This window comes from Pseudomonas sp. TNT2022 ID642 (genome assembly GCF_028656995.1).
GTDB lineage: Bacteria > Pseudomonadota > Gammaproteobacteria > Pseudomonadales > Pseudomonadaceae > Aquipseudomonas.
Genome location: NZ_JAMDGW010000007.1, coordinates 724,065 through 743,467, shown reverse-complemented (window position 1 = coordinate 743,467; position 19,403 = coordinate 724,065). Strand labels below are relative to the sequence as shown.

General features: G+C 59.5%; 15 protein-coding genes. 8 read left to right on the top strand and 7 right to left on the bottom strand.

Going from position 1 to position 19,403, the window contains the following annotated elements; translation table 11 throughout:
- Nucleotides 1-20: 20 nt before the first annotated feature.
- From tssK to tssA, 4 genes are read left to right on the top strand one after another with little or no spacing between them, the layout of a single operon-like run.
- Nucleotides 21-1,352 carry a type VI secretion system baseplate subunit TssK gene (tssK, locus tag M5G26_RS09260; RefSeq protein WP_273915104.1) on the top strand — a complete coding sequence of 444 codons (1,332 nt, stop codon included), beginning with the start codon at nucleotides 21-23 and terminating at the stop codon, nucleotides 1,350-1,352.
- 18 nt (nucleotides 1,353-1,370) lie between these two features.
- Entirely contained in the window at nucleotides 1,371-2,135 is a 765-nt protein-coding gene (locus tag M5G26_RS09255) for a DotU/TssL family secretion system protein (RefSeq protein ID WP_273915103.1), read from the top strand.
- Nucleotides 2,132-5,953 carry a type VI secretion protein IcmF/TssM N-terminal domain-containing protein gene (locus M5G26_RS09250; protein ID WP_273915102.1) on the top strand — a complete coding sequence of 1,274 codons (3,822 nt, stop codon included), beginning with the start codon at nucleotides 2,132-2,134 and terminating at the stop codon, nucleotides 5,951-5,953. Before M5G26_RS09255 ends, M5G26_RS09250 begins: the two co-directional genes overlap by 4 nt.
- A complete protein-coding gene (tssA, locus tag M5G26_RS09245; RefSeq protein ID WP_273915101.1) occupies nucleotides 5,950-7,032 on the top strand; it encodes a type VI secretion system protein TssA in 1,083 nt (360 codons plus the stop codon). The genes M5G26_RS09250 and tssA overlap by 4 nt, the downstream gene beginning before the upstream one ends.
- Here the strand turns inward: tssA and M5G26_RS09240 are convergent.
- The 5 genes from M5G26_RS09240 to M5G26_RS09220 form a co-directional block, all read right to left on the bottom strand.
- The gene (locus tag M5G26_RS09240) at nucleotides 7,029-7,997 is read right to left on the bottom strand and encodes a 2-hydroxyacid dehydrogenase (RefSeq protein WP_134173942.1); all 969 of its coding nucleotides are present in this window, start codon (nucleotides 7,995-7,997) and stop codon (nucleotides 7,029-7,031) included. The two genes, tssA and M5G26_RS09240, sit on opposite strands and share 4 nt — an antisense overlap.
- A gap of 170 nt (nucleotides 7,998-8,167) precedes the next feature.
- Nucleotides 8,168-8,596: a hypothetical protein gene (locus M5G26_RS09235; RefSeq protein ID WP_038366244.1), complete on the bottom strand. Its 429-nt coding sequence runs from the start codon at nucleotides 8,594-8,596 to the stop codon at nucleotides 8,168-8,170.
- Nucleotides 8,597-8,611: 15 nt separating this feature from the next.
- Nucleotides 8,612-9,094, bottom strand: a complete 483-nt coding sequence (locus M5G26_RS09230; RefSeq protein WP_273915100.1) for a DUF4822 domain-containing protein — start codon at nucleotides 9,092-9,094, stop codon at nucleotides 8,612-8,614.
- 346 nt (nucleotides 9,095-9,440) lie between these two features.
- Entirely contained in the window at nucleotides 9,441-9,965 is a 525-nt protein-coding gene (locus M5G26_RS09225) for a cysteine hydrolase family protein (protein ID WP_273915099.1), read from the bottom strand.
- Nucleotides 9,966-10,183: 218 nt separating this feature from the next.
- Entirely contained in the window at nucleotides 10,184-10,567 is a 384-nt protein-coding gene (locus M5G26_RS09220; RefSeq protein WP_273915098.1) for a tautomerase family protein, read from the bottom strand.
- Between the two features lie 240 nt (nucleotides 10,568-10,807).
- Between M5G26_RS09220 and M5G26_RS09215 the strand changes: the two genes are divergently transcribed.
- From M5G26_RS09215 to M5G26_RS09205, 3 genes are all read left to right on the top strand, one after another.
- Nucleotides 10,808-11,002, top strand: coding sequence for a hypothetical protein (locus tag M5G26_RS09215; RefSeq protein ID WP_007911016.1), 195 nt, complete (start codon nucleotides 10,808-10,810; stop codon nucleotides 11,000-11,002).
- A gap of 532 nt (nucleotides 11,003-11,534) precedes the next feature.
- Nucleotides 11,535-12,815: an HAAAP family serine/threonine permease gene (locus tag M5G26_RS09210; protein WP_273915097.1), complete on the top strand. Its 1,281-nt coding sequence runs from the start codon at nucleotides 11,535-11,537 to the stop codon at nucleotides 12,813-12,815.
- 80 nt (nucleotides 12,816-12,895) lie between these two features.
- Entirely contained in the window at nucleotides 12,896-14,542 is a 1,647-nt protein-coding gene (locus M5G26_RS09205; RefSeq protein WP_273915096.1) for a SulP family inorganic anion transporter, read from the top strand.
- Between the two features lie 205 nt (nucleotides 14,543-14,747).
- On the opposite strand, the gene acnB is transcribed toward M5G26_RS09205, so the two are convergent.
- Nucleotides 14,748-17,357 (bottom strand): bifunctional aconitate hydratase 2/2-methylisocitrate dehydratase, encoded by a 2,610-nt coding sequence (gene acnB, locus M5G26_RS09200; RefSeq protein ID WP_095120281.1) that lies wholly within the window; start codon nucleotides 17,355-17,357, stop codon nucleotides 14,748-14,750.
- A 468-nt stretch (nucleotides 17,358-17,825) separates the two neighbouring features.
- On the opposite strand from acnB, the gene M5G26_RS09195 reads away from it, so the two are divergent.
- On the top strand, nucleotides 17,826-18,296 hold the full coding sequence (locus tag M5G26_RS09195) for a DUF1289 domain-containing protein (RefSeq protein ID WP_038366489.1): 471 nt from the start codon (nucleotides 17,826-17,828) through the stop codon (nucleotides 18,294-18,296).
- A gap of 87 nt (nucleotides 18,297-18,383) precedes the next feature.
- On the opposite strand, the gene M5G26_RS09190 is transcribed toward M5G26_RS09195, so the two are convergent.
- A complete protein-coding gene (locus tag M5G26_RS09190; protein WP_095047458.1) occupies nucleotides 18,384-19,247 on the bottom strand; it encodes a universal stress protein in 864 nt (287 codons plus the stop codon).
- Nucleotides 19,248-19,403: the final 156 nt, after the last annotated feature.

Genomic DNA, 19,403 nt, shown 5'->3' with positions numbered 1-19,403 from the left:
GCCTTGTCGAAGGGAGTCGTATGAGTCTGCTACCTGACGCGGTTTGCTGGCACGAAGGCATGCAATTGCTGCCGCAGCATTTTCAGTTGCAAGGGCTGCGGGCCGAAGCGCTCGGTGCGCATCTGGCGCAAGCCTGCAACCCGTGGTTCTGGGGTGTCAGCCACATGGAATTCGACCCTTCGGCGCTGAGTGCCGGGGTGGTACGGGTGGTGTCGCTGCAAGGGACGATGCCCGACGGCTTGCCCGTGGATTTGCAGGCCGGGATCGGGCCGACGCTGGAACTGGATGTCGGCGCGGCGATCGATGCCACCGACGACGCCACCGTTACCGTTTACCTGGCGATCAGCCCGATGTGGCGGGCTGGGCAATTGCTGCCACTCATGGGCCGCTTGCAGTCGGTGGTGGGCGACGCACTACCGGATCTCACCAGCGGCGAGTTCCCTGAGTCGATCACCGTGTGGCGCCCCAATCCACGCCTGTGCACGCAACTGAACAAGGCCGATTCGATCTGCCTGCCGCTGCTGAAAATCCGCAAGGAGGGCGGCGGTTTCCTGGCGCTGTCTTATACCGCGCCGACGCCGACCCTGTTACCGGAATCGGCGCTCGGTCGACGCATCGCCGGCCTCTGTGCGCGGGCACGGGAAAAGTGCCTGTTTCTCGGTGGCCGTTTGCGTCAGGCGCAGCAGGCCGGCAATCAGGACGACGCGCTGGAAATCCGTCGGCAGTTGACCGCGTTGTGGGTTCGCCTGCCGGAAGTCGAAGGCGCGCTGAACAGCCGCATCGCCCACCCGCAAACGCTTTATGTGCACCTGCTCGGACTGGCGGGTGCGTGGTCGGCGCTCGATCCGCTGGCCGGTGTGCCGGCGTTTGCCCCGCTGGATTTTGTCGAATTGCAGCGCGGTTATGACGCGGTGCTGCAATGGCTGGAAACCACCCTCGAACTGATCCGCGCCGGCTACCGCAGTCTGCCGTTCGAACGCGGTGAGCAGAGTTTTTCGATTCAACTGCCGGACGAGCAGCCGAGTCAGCGTCTGGTCATCGGTCTGCGCATGCCCAACGGCGCCAGCGAGCAAGCCGCGGTCGACTGGTTGCGCGGTGCGATCATCGCTTCGGCGCCGCACATCGCGCTGCTCAGTCGTCAGCGCATGAGCGGTTTGTCCCATCAGGCCATGAGTCGCAGCGAACAGGTGGCCTACAGCGTCGGCGAGGACACGCGGCTGTTTGTGCTGACGGCCGAAGGCGCGTGGTTCGACGCGCAACTGCCGCTGATGATCGCCGCACCAGCGGCGAAGCTGACCAGCAGTCCGTGGCAAGTGGTGCTGTTTGTCGCCCAGAACAGTGAAAGTGCCTGATCACACAAGGAACGCCGTATGTCGCAAGGAAGTGCCGCAAGCCTTGGGTTGCAGGACGCACCGTTGAGCAGCGCGTTCCGCCAGACGTGGCAGCAATGGCAACAGGACTGGGTGCAATTGCCCAAGGACAGCGAGGACGAAGCTGCGCTGGTGGAGACCGTGGTCGAACTGTCCACGCAAGCGTCGCAGCGATTGTGGCGCACCGCTTATGCGCGGGTCGGCGATTCGGCGACCGAGCAGGTCAAGGCTCTGGTGTATGCATTCGTCGCGCTGGTCGATGAAACCCTGCTGTTCACGCCATGGCCCGGGCAAGCGGCGTGGCAGGACAAACCCTTGGAGTCGCGGCTGTACGCCAGCCGTCAGGCCGGCGAGCAAGTGCCGGCGGCGATTCAGACACTGCTCGACGAGCAGCAACCGACCACCCGCGATCTGGCCAATGTCTATCTGCAGTGCCTGATCCTCGGCTTCCATGGGCGCCTGCGTGGCGAACACAGCCAGACGCAACTGGAGAAGTGGCGGTTGGCGCTGTACACCTTTGCCTGGCAAGACGAAGCGAGTTATGGCGGAGTCAGTCAGCGCTTGGTGCAGCCGTCGCTGACCCCGCCATTGCAACTGCCGGTGCGCACGGCGCTGCCGGATGGCTTTCGCCTGGCGCTGGGGATTCTGGCGATGCTGCTGTTGCTGACCGGGCTTGGTCAGTTCCTCTGGCGTGACATTCAGTCGGAGCTGGAACCGGTGCTGCAGATCATCGACTCGGTGGTGCCGGCGGAGCAAGACTCATGAGTACCCTGACGATGCTCGCGTGGGTTGTCGCGCTGCTGCTGGTCGTGGTGATCATTGCCGTGGCGGTGTGGTGGTTGCGCACCCAGAGTGGCGCCGCAATCCGTAGTTTTTATGCCGCCGTGCGGCAAATGGAGCAGGAGCAGGGCAGTCACGACCGCTATCAGATGCCATGGCTGTTGATGCTCGGCGACGAAAACCAGGGCACCCAACTGGTCAACGAATGGCGCCTGCAACCGACCGACAAACCAGCGTGGTTCGGCCGCTGGTGGTCGGATCCCGAAGGCGCCGTGCTGGTAGTGCCGCAGGCGTTGTTTCTGCCCGACGACGGTATGCATTTGCAGCGTGGCGGCTGGTGGCGTTTGCTGGGTTTGATCTTGCGGATGCGCAGCAAGCGGCCGCTGGACGGGGTGGTCTGGCTGGTGCCGGTCAGTCGTCTGAGCAATCTTGAACAGGCCGCCGGCCTCGGTCTGGCGGCGCGCCGGCGCTTCATCGATCTGCTGCAACGTTTTGGCTTGAGTGTGCCGGTGTACGTGATCATCACCGGACTTGAAGAGTTGCCGGGTTTCCAGGAACTGATCAGCGCGCTGCCCGACGAGGCCCGCGAACGTACCCTGGGCTGGTCGTCACCTTATTCACGCGATGCGGTTTGGCAAGGGCAGTGGAGCGATCAGGCGCTCGATCGCCTCCATCGCGCCATAGCGGAAGCCATTATCGAAATCGGCACGTTGTCCGGCCAGTTGAGTGCCGATCTCTACGCCTTGCCGGAGCGTCTGGAAACGTTGCGGCGCGGTTTGCAGAGTGTTCTGGAACCGGTGTTTCAAGGCAACGCTCAGGGTGAAGCGCCGTGTTTTCGCGGTGTCTATTTCAGCGCCAGTCAGGCCTCGGAGGATGCCAAAGATGGATTTTCTGCTGACGACAGCGGCTTGCAGCAAAGCGTGTTCGTGCGCCAGTTGTGGCGCCAGCGCCTGGTCGGCGAACGAGGCTTGGCGCAGGGCGTGCCGCGTCTGTTGCGCTTGCGTCAGCGTTGGCAGCGATTGACGGCCGGTGTGGCGCTGGTGGTCGGGGTGATATGGGCCGTAGCGATGCTGTGGGTCTGGCAGGTATCGGTCAAGGACGCCCACGAACTGGCGCGGCAGATGCAAGGCGCGCAAAAAGGCTACGTGGCAATCAGCGACGAGGCGCAGCGGGTCGACTCGACCCGACGCAATGTGCAGACCTTCTGGCGCGTGCTGGAGCGTGCGCCGCACTGGAACTACGTTTCTCTGGTGTTTCCGACATCGTGGTTTTCCTCGCTCGACAATCAACTCGAACAGCAAGTGTTGCAGTCTACCCAGCGCCATATGATGGTGCCGCTGCATGATCTGTTAAGCGCGCAACTGGCACAGATCAAGGCGATCCGCAGCACCGACCGGCGCAGCAGTGTCGAAAGCGACGACCCGGCGCAGTGGCAGAACTATCTGAAGGCGAACGATCTGGTGGATCGGGCCTTGCGTCTGGAACAGCAGAACCAATTGTTCAATCAAGTGCAGAACAACCCGCGCGCGCCGCTGGACGACCTGGTGCAACTGAGCAACAACGCGCTGTCACTGAACCTCAACACGGGCACCTTGCCCTATGCGGCGTTCTACAATCGGTTGCTCGTGGCCGGGGAAGACGGCAGCTTGCAGGCGCTTGATCTGAGCGTCGACCGGCCGCAGATCGTCAGCAACTTTTCCGGGTTGATGCAGCGCTGGCTGGATCAATATTTCCTCGCCGACAACTTTGTCAGCAAGGCCGGTTACCTCAAGTTGCACCTCGATCAACTGGAGGCCGGCAGTGGCAACAGCCTGCGGGAGCTGGAAGACCTGACCGCGCTGGTCGACGATTTGCAAGCGGCGATCGCCCTGACCAATTCGACGTGGAGTCGCGGCAAGGGCCAGGAGCTGGTGCCGGGTTATGGTGACTTCCTCGCCAAAGTGGGCAAGAGCACATTGTTGGGCGCGCAAGTCCAACAAGACCTCGACACGCAAGCGTCACGCTTGCAGCAGAGTTTCCGCGATCAATGGATCGCCCAGATCGGTTCGCGGGACAACCTGCTGGTGCAGCAAGTCAGCGGGCAGTTGGCCTTGCAGGAACAAGTGATCAAGCTGGACAACGCGATACAGGCGCTGTTCAAGCGTGACTTCGTTTCCGTTGCCCTGCGTGCCAGCGAAGACAACGTCAATATGCAAGGCCAGACCGTGGACGGCGATGACCTCAATGAATCGCTGAAGTATTTCGCCGATTACAACAGCTACATCGCCGAAGAACTGCCACGCATTCCACCGGACTATCGCGTTGCGGTGCTCAAAGCCGCCGAGCGTGCCGCTGCCCAGGCGATGTGGTTGAGCCTCAAGGATCACAACGATCAGGCGCATCCTTACGCTGTGTTCAATGTGCAGGCCGAGCAAGCCATGGCCCTGCAAAAGGCTTTCGTCGAGGTGCATCGTCCGGATCTCTCCACCCGCCTGCAAGCGGCGCTCAACCGCCGCGCCATGGCGCAGATTATTGGCGGTCTGGATGAAATCACCGCGCAACCGCTGTTCGGCGGAAGGGCCGAAATCAGCCAGTGGGACGGTTCGAAAAACCTCGGTCTGGAATTGTTCGGCGCCAGTGACGTGCAGGATCTGAAACTGAGCCTCAAGCAGCAGTTCAACACCATGCTCGGCATCACTGAGCGGCGCACGTCTTCGTTGCAGTGGCTGACAACACAGCAAGCCAATCTGTCGGCACTGGATTACGAACGCGTGACGCAGTTCAGTGCGCTCAACGACGAACTGCGCAAATACAAAGAGGCCAACCCGGCCAGTTCGCCGGCACAGATCGAGCAACTGGTCAGTCGCGACTTCGTCGAGATGGACGTCAATTCCTGCCTGCAAATGTTGCAGACCGCCAACGTCGCCGGCGGACGCGGCACGTTGGCGATGCGCGCGGTGGAGTTGCAGCAGGAGGCCATGCAGCGTTGCCAGATGCTGCAAGTGCAACAGGCCGCTGCGGCGTGGAATGAGCTGGCCAACTACTTCAATCAATATCTGGCGGATCGCTTTCCGTTCGCCAACGGCGTGCAGATGCAGGACGCCGATCCGGCGCGGGTTGAATATTTTCTGCAACTGATCGACAAGAAACTGCCGGTCGCGCAGGCCGGCCTTGTCACCAACCAGACCCCGGAGCGCCTGGCCGCAGCGGACTTTCTCAACCGCTTGAAGCAGGCGAGCACTTGGCTGACGCCGCTGTTCGTGCGTGACAAGAGCGGCATCCTTGGCGTCGAACTGGACGTGCGCTGGCGCACCGATCGCGATGATGAGCTGGGCGCCGATCAGGTGATTGCCTGGGGCTTGCTCGCCGGCAATCAGCAAATCAACTATCCGGCAGCCGAGCAACCAAACCTGCGCTGGATGGTCGGCCAGCCTGTCCGCCTGACCCTGCGCTGGGCGCGTAACGGCAAGGAGCGGCCAGTCAATGATCCACAGCAACCGAATCTGGTGGTGCGTGATCTGGAGGCCGGTTGGGAGTACGGCGGGCCATGGTCATTGCTGCGCCTGATGCGCGCGCATTTCTCGGTGCAGCGTCAGCCAAACGTGGATTACACCGATTTCCCGCTGACGTTGCGTTTACCCGTGACCGGGGCGCCGGACAGCGTCACCAGCGACTTTACGCGCATGTTCGTGCGCCTGTCGCTGATGAGCCAAGGCTCGAAACTGCCGCTGTCGATCGCGCCGTTGCCAACCCGCGCGCCGCGTTCTCCGTTTCAGGTGACCGGCAGCACCGCCGCCCTTGAATCACAGAAGGAAGACATGTGAGCCTGCCATCGACGACGTTGCCGGACTTGATTGACCAACTGCTCACACCGCTCAGCGCGGATATGCCGTGCGGCGTCGATCTGCGCTATGAACGTGAGTTCGACCAGTTGCGCGACCTGCGTCGCGAAGACGACGCCAGCCTGCCGACCGGGGTCTGGCAATCGACACTCAAGCGCGCGAACTGGCCGGACGTCGAAAAACTTACGACAACGTTATTGCTGGAGCGCAGCAAGGACCTGATGCTCAGTGCCTGGCTCGGCGAGGCGTGGTTGCACTTGCAAGCGCTGGACGGCTTGCCCGGCAGTCTGGCGCTGATCGCCGGGTTGTGTGAGCGCTTTCCCGAGCAGTTGCACCCGCAGGCCGAGGACGGCGACCAGTCGTGGCGGGTGATTCCGCTGGAATGGCTGGTGCGCCGCTACAGTGAAATATTGCTCACGCGGGTTCCGTTGTTCGGTAGCCGCAACAGCGATTTCGAGGCTTACACCCTGGAAGTCTGGCGGCGCTTGCAGGTGCAGCAAGTGCAGACCAACGACAGCAAGAACGCCAAGACCTCAGCGGAAATCGCGCGCAATGAACAGAAGAAACTCAACGAACAAGTGCGCGCCACGCCGCTGGCGTTCTGGCTGCGCACTCAGGGCAATCTGCTCCTGAGCCTGCAACACTTGCAACGGCTCAACACCTGGAGTGATGCCTATCTGGGAGATCAGGCGCCGGGATTGCGCCCCTTGCAGGACACCATCCAGGCGCTGCTGAAACTGGTTCAGGAGTTTATCGCCATGCACCCACAACAACCGGCACCGCCACCGCCGCTGGTCGAAGCCCCCGTCGCCGTTGCGCAGCCAGAAGAACACGTACCGGTCGCCTTGGCCTTTCGTGAGCCGGCCAATCGCGAAGAGGCGTATCGCCAACTGCTGCTGATCGCCGAATACCTCGCCCGCACCGAACCCCACAGCCCGGTGCCGTATCTGATCCGGCGCGGGGTCGAGTGGGGCAACAAACCGCTGAGCGAGTTACTCGGTGAGTTGATCAGTGCCGACGCCGAATCGCGGCGTTTGTGGACGTTGCTCGGCGTGCTTTAGTGCACGCGCTGGTTGTTGAGTTTCGGTGGTAGCGCGATGGGCGTCAGCACTGGCTCGCCCGAGAAGAACGCCACGAGGTTTTTGCCTACCAGCTCCACCGTGCCTTGCGTCGCTTCCGGGGACAGGCCGGCGACGTGTGGTGTCAGCAACACATTGCTCAGGGTTTTCAACGCATCCGGCACTTGTGGCTCGTGGTCGAACACATCCAGTGCGGCGCCGGCAATTCTGCGTTGTTCAAGGGCGGTGATCAGATCCGCCGTGGCGATCACACTGGCGCGGGCAATATTGACGATAAACCCTTTCGGACCAAGCGCATCGAGCACTGCGCGGGTAACCAGATGCTGTGTGCCGATGCCGCCGGGCGTGGCGACGATCAGGAAGTCCGACGCTCGCGCCAGTTCGGTCGGCGTCGAGCAGAACGCGTACGGCACATCGTTGCGCACCTGACGGCTGTGATAGCTGATCTGCATGTCGAAGCCGAGGTTTGCGCGTTTGGCGATCGCCATGCCCACTGCGCCCAGTCCGAGAATCCCCAGGCGTTTGTCGGCCAGCGACGGGCGCATGATTTTCGGCCATTCCCCGCGGCGTACGGCAGCGTCGCAACGCGGGATGTCACGGACCAGCGCCAGCAGCATCGCCATCGCATGGTCGGCCACCGACGAGGCATTGACCCCGGCGCCGTTGGTGACGGTGATGCCGCGGTTGCTCGCGGCTTGCAAGTCGACGTGCTCGTACCCGGCGCCGATCACCGTGATGATTTTCAGCGCGGGCAGGGCGGCGATTTCATCGGCGCTGAGGCCCAATGGGCCGCGGGTCAGCACTGCGTCGATGCGGCTACCGTGGGTGGCGATGGCTTGCGCACGTTCGGCGGGTGTCGGAGCGAGAATCAGGTGGAAGCCCTGATGTTCGAGGATCGGCAAATAGTCATTGATGGTTTCAACCAGTACCAGAACGGTTGCGGGCATTGCGCGGCTCCTGTGAACGTCTGCGGGTTGGTCGCGAAAGTCGTTTCAGAGTGCTGAATCCGCAGCGACTTGGCAATCGTTGTCATTGGCGCAGTGGTGCTTTGATTCTGGACGGCTTCGGACAAGAAGCAAGGCTGGCAGCACACCGGTGATCCGGTGTGCTGTCGGTATCATTGGGCCGCTTGAGCTTTGGCTTGCTCAGCCATCGCGAGCGGCTTGATATCGTAGGTCGGATAGAACTCGGTGCGATAACTGCCCCAAGCAGTGTTTTCCAGCGCCAGGTTCACTTCCGCCAGACGCGAGACAGGAAAGCGCACGGTCACGACCTGGCCGATCCCCATCATGATGTTCCAGCTCACCACCTCGACTCCGGCCGGGGGAAACGTTTTATGGAAACCTTGTTGCGCAAGCTGAGCCTTGAGTTCACTTAACGGTCGGGTTTGATCATGTTTCAGAAACACGGTCAGCATCATCGCGTTGTCGGCGGTGGCGACGGCATTTTTTGCGGGCTGGGTGGCAGCTTGTGCGCTGACCCCGGCGCAATAGACAGAAGAAATCAGTAACGTCGACATCAGCAGGGTTTTAATTGACTTTTGCATAGCGAACTCCTGGTTTTATTGTTTGATGGCGGACTTGGTTTCTATTGTTCCGGTATAGGGCGCGTGAACGACATGAATGCGCACAAGAGGATTGTTGTCGACCATGTCGCGGGGGACTTCACGAGAATAAGTGAACTCACGTTTGTTCAGTGTTTCCAGACGTCTGACCCATGTTTTGGTCGGGCCGATATCCGGCACAAGAATGTGCTGTTGCTGATCACCGGTGACAAAGAAATACCCGCCACCACCATTGTTGTACTTTGATTCGCCTGTATCGGTGTAAAAGAACTCGTATCGATTACGCTCGGGATCCCACGTCGATATACCAACGACGCCGGGGTACTTCGCTTTGACGTCGGTTTCCGGGGCGCCCTCGATGTAGACCTTGGTGGTCAGCCATCGCGGCGAAGAAGCCAGCTCGCGGACATCGGCGTTGGCGCTGGCGAACGGGGCAAGCAGTGCGGCCAACAGCAGGCCGGTCATCATGTTCTTTTGCATGCTGTGTCCTCTTTATCACACTTCAATTATTGGTCTTCGAATTCGGTGCGATAAAAATATAGACCTGCCATGGAATATTGTTCAATGGCTGGGTAGTTGTTTGTAACAAATGGCTGGTATTCGGTTTTAAGTAATATTTTGTTGTGGGTTTTTTTGGCTGTTTAGGCTGTAGGAGTATTCTGAAAAGTTGGTGTCCGATTTGATTGTTTGTTGGCGTTGTCTGTAGTTAAAGTCGCTGGCACCCTTGATTAATTACACGATGCTGTAGGACAGGGGATGCCGTAACAAATGTCTGGTTGACGCAGCCGCAGCAAGGCAAGTTGCGTCAACTTCAGAGTGGATTTCCTTAGAACCTCACTTCAGCGCTGTCGATCAATCGTGCAAAGGCGGCACCGAGCGTAGCGTTGTGATGTTTGATGATTGCTTCGGCCGATAGCTCGGCAGTGTCCATGCAAGTGTGGGCGTCGCTGACCAGCAGCGGTCTGAAGCCAAGATCGGCAGCGCTGCGACAGGTGCTGTCGATGCAGAACTGGCTTTTCATGCCGACCACATAGAGGTCGTCTATCTGTGCGGCTTTGAGTTGCTGTGCGAGGTCAGTGCCATGGAAAGCATCGGGGCGGGATTTGTCGAAGAGGGTGTCGATGTCAGCGTCCAGTTCAAGCGCTGGCAACAATTGCCAGAATGGACTGCCAGCGGCAATCGGTGAGCCGTCCGGGCCGGTGTGGCGCACGGCGAAGATCGGCACTTGAGTCGCCCGGGCCTGAGCGACCAGGCGCCGGATGTTGGCCAGAACCCGTTCGCCCTGATAGGGCTTTTCCGGTCCGTGGAACAGACCGACCTGCATATCGATGATCAACAGTGCTGCGGGCATGGTGTTTCTCCTTGGGTGCTGCAGATGCCGCACGGACGGGAGAAACAACAAGGCCCCGTCCATTGCTGGCGGGGCCTTGGGTTTGCTGCGCTGGGGTTACCTCAGACAGAAACACCACGACCCGCCGGTGGCGGTCGTGGTGGTACGGGTGAGCTGCAGCGCGCGAATGTTCATGGGCCGATCATGCTGGCGCTGATAACGGGCTGTCAATGAGCGGGTCAAGTAACGTACTGCGCGACGCCATTGCCGAATGACCAGTTCTCTTTTTTTACCTCGACCAGATTGATGAACACGTCTTCCAGGCGCACCGCCAATTGTGTGTGCAGGCTTTCGGCGATGGTTTTGAACAGCAACTGCTTTTTCTCCACCGTGCGCCCTTCGCTGATGGTGATCTGAATGAACACCACGCCATCACTGCGCTGGATCCCCAGATACTGCGGGTCGTAGACGAAATGCTGGCTGTCGTGCTCGGTGAGGATCTGGAAGTTGTCGTGCTCGGGCACATCGATACAACTGCGCAGGGCAGCGTAGATGTGCTCGCCGATGCGTTTGGCGAAAGTGGGGTCGGGGTTTTGCTGGATATCGACGCGAACCAGTGGCATGGGAAGGCTCCGCAGGGCAGGGGACTCATCTCACGCTAGATCATGTGGGGCAAACTGAAAGGATTGGGGGCTTGAAATCGACGCAGTTCCTTAAAAGTCACTGTATGAGGCTGCCTACTTTACTCACGGATTTTGCCTACGAAACCGCCAGACTCGTCCGCTACCCGGCAGGTGAACAATGCGAAATCATGAGGGCACAAAGCAGCCAAGGTAACGGCTGCCAATAGCCAAGGAAGGCGCATGCTTCAGAATGATCGGGAAAATCTGGAACTCGAAAGACTACAAAACGAATCACGCAAGCTCATTGTCGAGAGGCGCAAGCTTATGGCTGAGGAAAACAAATTAAAGCGAGAAGGGTTCTGGTACCCGGTAGCGGTAGGCACGGGGCTGCTGACTGCGATTACAGCTGTATTCGGAATATTGACCAAGCTTTAATTTTGAAGCGCTTTACACATCATGGTTCGCGACCAGGCGTACCGGATGTTCAACAACGGTTTACATGACAGATTGGTTTCGTGACCTCGCAAAGGACAATAAACATGTACATAGAAGACCCTAAAGCCAGAGTTGAACGACTTCGACGAGAGGACGCCGAGTTTGCTGAAGAGGCCAGAGGTCTATCCCCGGCTGAGATTCGCTCAGAATTATTCAGGTTCAGTATGGGGGCAATATTTGCGCTGGTCGTCATCACAATCGGGACGATAGTTCTTCGTTCGATATGAAATAACTCTATGAGCTCGCAGAGGCATACCGAAAACGACATTTAACGTGCCTATGTACGACAGCTATTTTCCCGAAAACGACACCCCGCTGATCTGCTCCGCACAACCATTCCTCAGCTAAGTCTTTGCTTCTGCTCATTTATCACGGAGAATCGCGCCCCTGTTTCGGCCGGAGCATGTCTGTCGGTTTTTTCCGACGCATCCTGACCGAGTGGCAAGTGACCGGAATGCGGAGATCCGACCGGATGAATGATCAGGCCAATAGCGTCGAAGAGCGCTTTGATGCAGCAGCACCCGCTGAACTTTCGAGCTGGAATCGCCAGGACACCACCTGGATGTTGGGACTGTTTGGGACGGCCATCGGCGCCGGCACCCTGTTTTTGCCGATCAACGCAGGGCTGGGTGGCTTCTGGCCTCTGGTGATCCTCGCGCTGCTGGCGTTCCCGATGACGTTCTATGCCCACCGTGGCCTGACCCGCTTTGTGCTTTCCGGTCGCGAAGGCGCCGACATCACGGAAGTGGTCGAGCAGCATTTCGGCATCAAGGCCGGTGCGCTGATCACGCTGCTGTACTTCTTCGCCATTTTCCCGATCCTGCTGATTTACAGCGTCGGCCTGACCAACACGGTCGCCAGTTTCCTCGAGCATCAACTGCACATCACGCCGCCACCGCGCGCGCTGCTGTCGTTCGTGCTGATCCTCGGTTTGCTGGCAGTGGTGCGTTGCGGTGAGCAGGCGATCGTCAAGGCGATGAGCCTGATGGTGTACCCGTTCATCGTCGCGCTGCTTTTTCTCGCCGTTTATTTGATTCCGCACTGGAACGGCGGCATCCTCGCCACCGCTTCGCACGTGCCGGCACCGTCTGCGTTGCTGCACACGCTGTGGCTGGCAATTCCGGTGATGGTGTTCTCGTTCAACCATTCGCCGATCATCTCGGCATTTGCGGTCGATCAGAAGCGTCGTTATGGCGTCCACGCTGAAGAGCGCAGCTCGCAGATTCTGTCCCGCGCACACGCGTTGATGGTGCTGATGGTGCTGTTCTTCGTGTTCAGTTGCGTACTGACGTTGTCGCCGGAGCAATTGGCGGAAGCCAAAGAGCAGAATCTGTCGATCCTGTCTTATCTGGCCAACCATTTCAGCAACCCGACCATCGCCTTTGCGGCGCCGCTGATTGCGTTCGTGGCGATCTCCAAATCGTTCCTCGGTCACTACATCGGTGCCAGTGAGGGCCTGAAAGGCTTGATCGTGAAGAGCGGCAAGCGTCCGAGCGCCAAGGCACTGGATCGTATCGTGGCGGCGTTCATGCTGGTGATCTGCTGGATCATCGCGACGCTGAACCCGAGCATTCTGGGCATGATCGAAACTGTAGGCGGCCCGGTAATCGCTGCGATTCTGTTCCTGATGCCGATGTATGCGATTCGCAAGGTGCCAGCAATGGCGCGTTATCGTGGTCAGGCGTCCAATGTGTTTGTCACCGCAGTAGGTCTGGTGGCGATTTCGGCGCTGATTTATTCGCTGACTGCATAAGCCAAAACCCAGGTTACTCAGCTACAGTGGCCGCTGTGCGTGACGCGCACAGCGGCTTTTTTTCGTCTGGAGACAGTGGATTGTCGAGCGCCCCGCAACCTGTTGCCCCCCCCAATCGCTGGCGCGATGTGCTTGCCGGTCTATCGATAGCAGGCCTCTTGCTGCCCGAAGCGGTGGCGTATTCGACCATCGCCGCCCTGGCACCGCAGGCCGGGGTAATCGCCCTGTTTGCCGGGTTACTCTGTTACGGGTTGTTCGGCACCAGTCGCTTTGCAATTGTCTCGGCGACGTCCTCCTCGGCCGCAGTGCTGGCGGCGGCGACGGCGACGCTGGCCAATGGCGATCCGCAACTGCGCTCAACCCTGGCAGTCGGTTTAGTGCTGGTCACGGGCGTGTTGTTTTTGCTGGCCGGGGCCTTTCGTCTGGGCAGTGTCACGTCCTTCATCGCCAAACCGGTTTTGCGTGGATTCGCTTTCGGTCTGGCGCTGACCATCATTCTCAAGCAGGTCGCCAGTGTGGTCGGCGTGCATCTGACCGACGCCAATCTGGTGCGCTTCGCCCCACAACTGTTTGAACAGCTGCCGCAGTGGAACTGGCCGGCCGCAAGTGTCGCTGCAGTCGCGCTGCTGTTGCTCGGAGTCTTCTCGCGATTCCCGCGAGTGCCCGGCGGCTTGCTGGTGGTGGTGATCGGCATTGCTGCCGGGCAATGGCTGAACCTGCCAGCGTACGGCGTGAAGATGATCGGCATTATCGACCTCAGCCTGGAAGTCCCCAACCTGCCGGCGCTGCCGTTCTCTGATTGGTTACGGCTGGGCGAGGTGGGGTTTGCGTTGGTGATGATTCTGTATGCGGAGTCTTACGGGTCGATCAGCGCTTATGCGCTCAAGCATGGTGACCGCGTCACCTCAAACCGTGATCTGTTGGCGCTGGGAGCGTCGAACCTGCTCTCCGGATTGTTCCATGGCATGCCGGCAGGGGCGGGGTACTCGGCGACCTCGGCAAATGAAGCTGCAGGGGCGACGTCTCGCTGGGCCGGCGGGGTAGCCGCGTTGGTGGTGTTGATCATCGTGCTGACGGTGTTGCCGTGGATTGCTCTGACGCCGGAGCCGGTTCTCGCCGCGATTGTCATGCATGCGTTGGGTCGCGGTTTGAGTTTGCAGCCGCTGGGCCGCTACTTCATCTGGCGCCGGGATCGCGTGCTGGTGATCTGTGCGGTCTCGGCCGTTTTGATGTTGGGCGTGCTGGACGGTTTGCTGGTCTCGGTGGCGATCAGTGTGCTGTTGATGCTCAAGCAAATGTCGGCCGCGGACATTCAAGTGCTGGGGCGGATTGACGGCGGGCATGATTTTGTCGATGTGCAGCGCCATCCCATTGCGCAGATGGAACCCGGCGTGCTGATCATTCGACCGAGCGAGGCGTTGTTTTTTGCCAATGTTGAACGAATTCTGGGGGCGGCGTTACGGCTGATCCGCCATGCAGAGGTGCCGGTGCACACGGTGATTCTCAGTCTTGAAGAGACGCCGGATCTTGATGGCACCAGCATTGAGGCGATGCAGGAGTTTTTCCTGCGGGTGCATCAGGAAGGTCAGCGATTGATTCTGGCGCGGCTCAAGCATGAAGCGTTGACGGTGTTGGACGCTTTGCCTGAAGTGCTGGCCAACGGTGTGATCCTGAGCGGTTTGAGCGTCGATGGCGCCGTGCAGAAAGCCCTCAAGCTCAACCCATAACCCTATGGGGGAAATGCAGTTCTCTTGTCTGGTAAGAATCAAATCTGGGAGCGAGCTTGCTCGCGAAAGCGGTGTGTCAGTCGATGTAACTATTGGATGATGAATCGCTTTCGCGAGCAGGCTCGCTCCCACAGGGTCTATGTGTGATGCATAAAAAAACGCCGCTCATCTCACGATGGGCGGCGTTTTTCATTGCGTTGTTACGTTAGGCTTGAACGACCGGGATGTTGGCGTTCGCAGCAGCTTCACGGAACTCGGCGATCTGGTCGAAGGACAGGTAGCGGTAGATATCGGCCGCCATGCTGTCGATCTTGCCAGCGTATTCCATGTACTCCTCGACGGTCGGCAGGCGACCCAGGATCGAAGCCACGGACGCCAGCTCGGCCGAAGCCAGGTAGACGTTCGCGCCGTCGCCCAGACGGTTCGGGAAGTTACGGGTCGACGTCGACACCACGGTGCTGTTTGGCTCAACGCGTGCCTGGTTACCCATGCACAGCGAGCAGCCTGGCATTTCCATGCGTGCGCCAGCCTTGCCGTAGATGCCGTAGTAGCCTTCTTCGGTCAGTTGGTGAGCGTCCATTTTGGTCGGCGGCGACAGCCACAGACGGGTTGGCAGCTGACCCTTGACCTGATCCAGCAGTTTACCGGCAGCGCGGAAGTGACCGATGTTGGTCATGCACGAACCGATGAACACTTCGTCGATCTTCTCGCCAGCAACGCTGGACAGCAGACGGGCATCGTCCGGATCGTTCGGCGCGCACAGTACAGGCTCGCTGATGTCGGCCAGATCGATTTCGATGACTTCGGCGTATTCGGCGTCGGCATCGGCTTCCATCAGTTCCGGGTTGGCAACCCAGGCTTCCATCGCTTGAGCGCGACGTTCCAGAGTACGAGCATCGCCGTAACCTTCACCGATCATCCAGCGCAGCAGGGTGATGTTGGAGTTCAGGTACTCGGTGATCGACTCTTTCGACAGCTTGATGGTGCAACCGGCAGCCGAACGTTCGGCCGAGGCGTCGGACAGTTCGAACGCTTGCTCCAGGGTCAGACCTTCCAGACCTTCGATTTCCAGGATGCGGCCGGAGAAGGCGTTTTTCTTGCCTTTCTTCTCGACGGTCAGCAGACCGTTCTGGATAGCGAAGTACGGAATGGCATGAACCAGGTCACGCAGGGTGATGCCAGGTTTCATTTTGCCTTTGAAGCGCACCAGGATCGATTCCGGCATGTCCAGCGGCATAACGCCGGTGGCCGCAGCAAACGCAACCAGACCGGAACCGGCCGGGAACGAAATGCCCATCGGGAAACGGGTGTGCGAGTCACCACCGGTACCGACGGTGTCCGGCAGCAGCATGCGGTTCAGCCACGAGTGGATGATGCCGTCGCCCGGACGCAGGGAAACGCCGCCGCGGGTCATGATGAAGTCAGGCAGGGTGTGGTGGGTGGTGACGTCGATCGGCTTCGGATACGCCGCGGTGTGGCAGAAGGACTGCATCACCAGATCAGCGGAGAAGCCCAGGCACGCCAGGTCTTTCAGTTCGTCACGGGTCATTGGACCGGTGGTGTCCTGAGAACCTACGGTGGTCATCTTCGGTTCGCAGTAGGTGCCAGGACGAACGCCTTGGCCTTCTGCCAGACCGCAAGCCTTGCCGACCATTTTCTGCGCCAGGGTGAAACCCTTGGTGCTTTCAGCTGGGGCTTCCGGCTTCTTGAACAGGTCGAACGGTGGCAGACCCAGTTCGGCGCGAGCCTTCTCGGTCAGGCCACGGCCAATGATCAGCGGAATACGGCCGCCGGCACGGACTTCGTCCAACAGCACCGGGGTCTTCATTTCGAAGGTGGTCAGGACTTCGTCGGTGCCGTGTTTGCAGACTTTGCCAGCATGCGGATACAGGTCGATCACGTCGCCCATGTTCATGTTGGAAACGTCGAACTCGATTGGCAGTGCGCCGGCATCTTCCATGGTGTTGTAGAAGATCGGAGCGATTTTGCTGCCGAAGCAGAAACCGCCAGCGCGCTTGTTCGGCACGTAAGGAACGTCGTCGCCGAAGAACCACAGTACCGAGTTGGTCGCCGATTTACGCGAGGAACCGGTACCGACCACGTCACCGACGTAGGCGATAGGGAAGCCTTGACCGCGCATTTCTTCGATCTGCTTCATCGGGCCGATGGCGCCCTGCTGATCAGGAACGATGCCGTCACGGGCCATTTTCAGCATGGCCAGGGCGTGCAGCGGGATGTCTGGACGCGACCAGGCATCAGGAGCAGGGGACAGGTCGTCGGTGTTGGTTTCGCCGGTAACCTTGAAAACGCGCAGGCTGATCTTGTCGGCCAGAGTCGGGCGGTTCTTGAACCACTCGCCGTCAGCCCAGGATTGCAGTACGCCTTTGGCGTGAACGTTGCCGTTCTTGGCTTTTTCCGCGACGTCGTGGAACGCATCGAACATCAGCAGGGTGTGCTTGAGTTGCGCGGCAGCGACTGGCGCCAGCTCGGCGTCGTCCAGCAGGTCAACCAGAGTCACGATGTTGTAGCCGCCCTGCATGGTGCCGAGCAGTTCTACAGCGCGCTTTTTGTCCAGCAGAGGGGAGGAAACTTCGCCCTTGGCCAGTGCAGACAGGAAGCCGGCTTTGACATAAGCCGCTTCGTCCACACCTGGTGGAATGCGATTGGTGATCAGGTCAACGAGAAATTCTTCTTCGCCAGCCGGAGGGTTTTTCAGCAGCTCGACCAGGCCTGCTGTTTGTTCGGCGTTAAGCGGCTGGGGAACGATACCCAGGGCTGCACGCTCTTCGATATGTTTGCGGTAGGCTTCAAGCACAGTTATTACCCTCATCAGTGGTCCCAAATGGGTGTCCGGGACGCTCATCCCGAAATTGCCGTACTCATGCTCCTCACGACGTTGTGGGTCGTTCGGCCAGAATTACCGGCAATTCCTTACAGAAGCTGCTTTCAAAGTTTTACGCCTGCAGAACGGGGAGCTGATGAGGGTTGGCGCTGAATTTTTCCCCGCTGGAAAAACCCCTCGCCAACACCGCTCTGAAGGAACGACTGTGCTCGTGACGCTTTGAAAACAGCTTCTAACGGACATTGGCGCCTTAAAAGGCTGGCTGATTCTACGGCAAAAAAAATTTAAAGGTAAGTCGCGCTCTATTGGACTTTCGTGGCAATGCGTGTGGCCGGTGCAAATGCCGCGCGCCGCTGTGACCCTGATGTTTGAGGGGTGATCAATGCCCGACAAAGGGCTAACATGCCGACCTGTTCCGCGTTTCAGTGTTTTGCCTATCTTATGCCCAATCAGACCATCAAGACCCCCTGCGTCGGCCTCTGCTCCACTGTTTACGGTGATCTGGTGTGCCGTGGCTGCAAGCGTTTCCACCACGAAGTGATCCACTGGAATGGGTACAACGAGGAGGAAAAGCGTGCGGTGTGGCTGCGTCTGGAGCAATTGCTGTCACAAGTGATGGCGGGCAAGGTCGAGATTTTCGATTCGGCGCGCCTGCGCGAGCAGCTGGAACAGCGCAAGATCCGCTTCGTGCCGCATCAGTCGGAGTATTGCTGGGCGTATCAGCTGATTGCCCGTGGCGCGCGGGTGATCATTAATCTGGAAGCGTACGGGATGGTGTTGCTGCCGGAGTTTCGCGACTGGAACCTGCCGGAATTGCGCGATGCCATTGATCGGGAATTCTTCCTGCTGTCGGAAGCGCACTATCAGCGCTACATCGCCCCGGGCTTTCTGAAAGACGCCTTCGGCGCCTGAAGGTCAAAAGATCGCAGCGTGCCGCAGCGCCTACATGGGAATGCGTTCTACCTGTAGGAGCTGCCGAAGGCTGCGATCTTTTGATCTTTAATGTTTCACCGCCAACTCCACCAGATGATCCTCAACCTCCTGCGGTTTGAGCACCAGTACATCGCTCTCCAGCGCATCCAGTACCACTTCCGCAGTATTTCCGATCAACGCCCCTGACAACCCGGTCCGCGCCACCGTGCCGATCACGGTCACTGCCGCCTGCAGCTTGTGCGCCATGAACGGGATCAACACATCCGCCGGGCCTTCCTCGATGTGCAGATGTTCATCATCGACATCGAATTCAGCCTGAAACGCCCGGCATTGCTCGCGATAACGCGCCTCGATGGTTTCGCTCAGTTGCAGCGTCGGGTCCGCCGCCGACAACATCGGTGATGGATGCGCAGCGATCACGTGCAGATGCGCCTTGGCCAGACTGGCAATGTCATAGCCATGATCAATGATGGTCGTGTGCAAATGCCGGTGCTCACCATCGGCATTGCCCACATCAACCGCCGCCAGAATCACTTTGTCCTTCCACGAACCTGCGGTTTTCACCAGCAGCACCGGAGTAGGGCAGTGGCGCAGGAGTTTCCAGTCCGCCGGGGTCAGCAGGGCTTTTTTCAGGGAACTGTCCGGGAAGTGCTGCTTGATCACCAGCCCGCAACCCTCGGCCTGCTGCACCTCGATGATGGTTTCGTGCAGGCTCTCGTTCCACGCCTGCTCGGTGGTCACGCTGTAGCCGTCGGCCACCAGCGCAGCCTTGAGTACGCCAAGCATGCCGGCGTGATCGTGTTTCTTGTCGCACACCAGCAGGTGCAGATGGGCCTGGGTCACGCCGGCGATCAACTTGGCGCGCTTGAGCGCCAGGCTTTCCGAATGTTCGGGTTCAATGACCACCAGAATGCTGCGAATGGCTTGCATGAGCGGAGTCTCCAGCAAAGAAAAGGCACGGCGTTGCACAACTATAGTTGCTGCTCGATCGTGCGCGACTTGATGCATATCAACGGTGGTGGCTGGTGGTCTGCGGGCAGGCCGGTATAATCGGCGCCCTTCGCTCGAACACCTTTTACCGTGAGC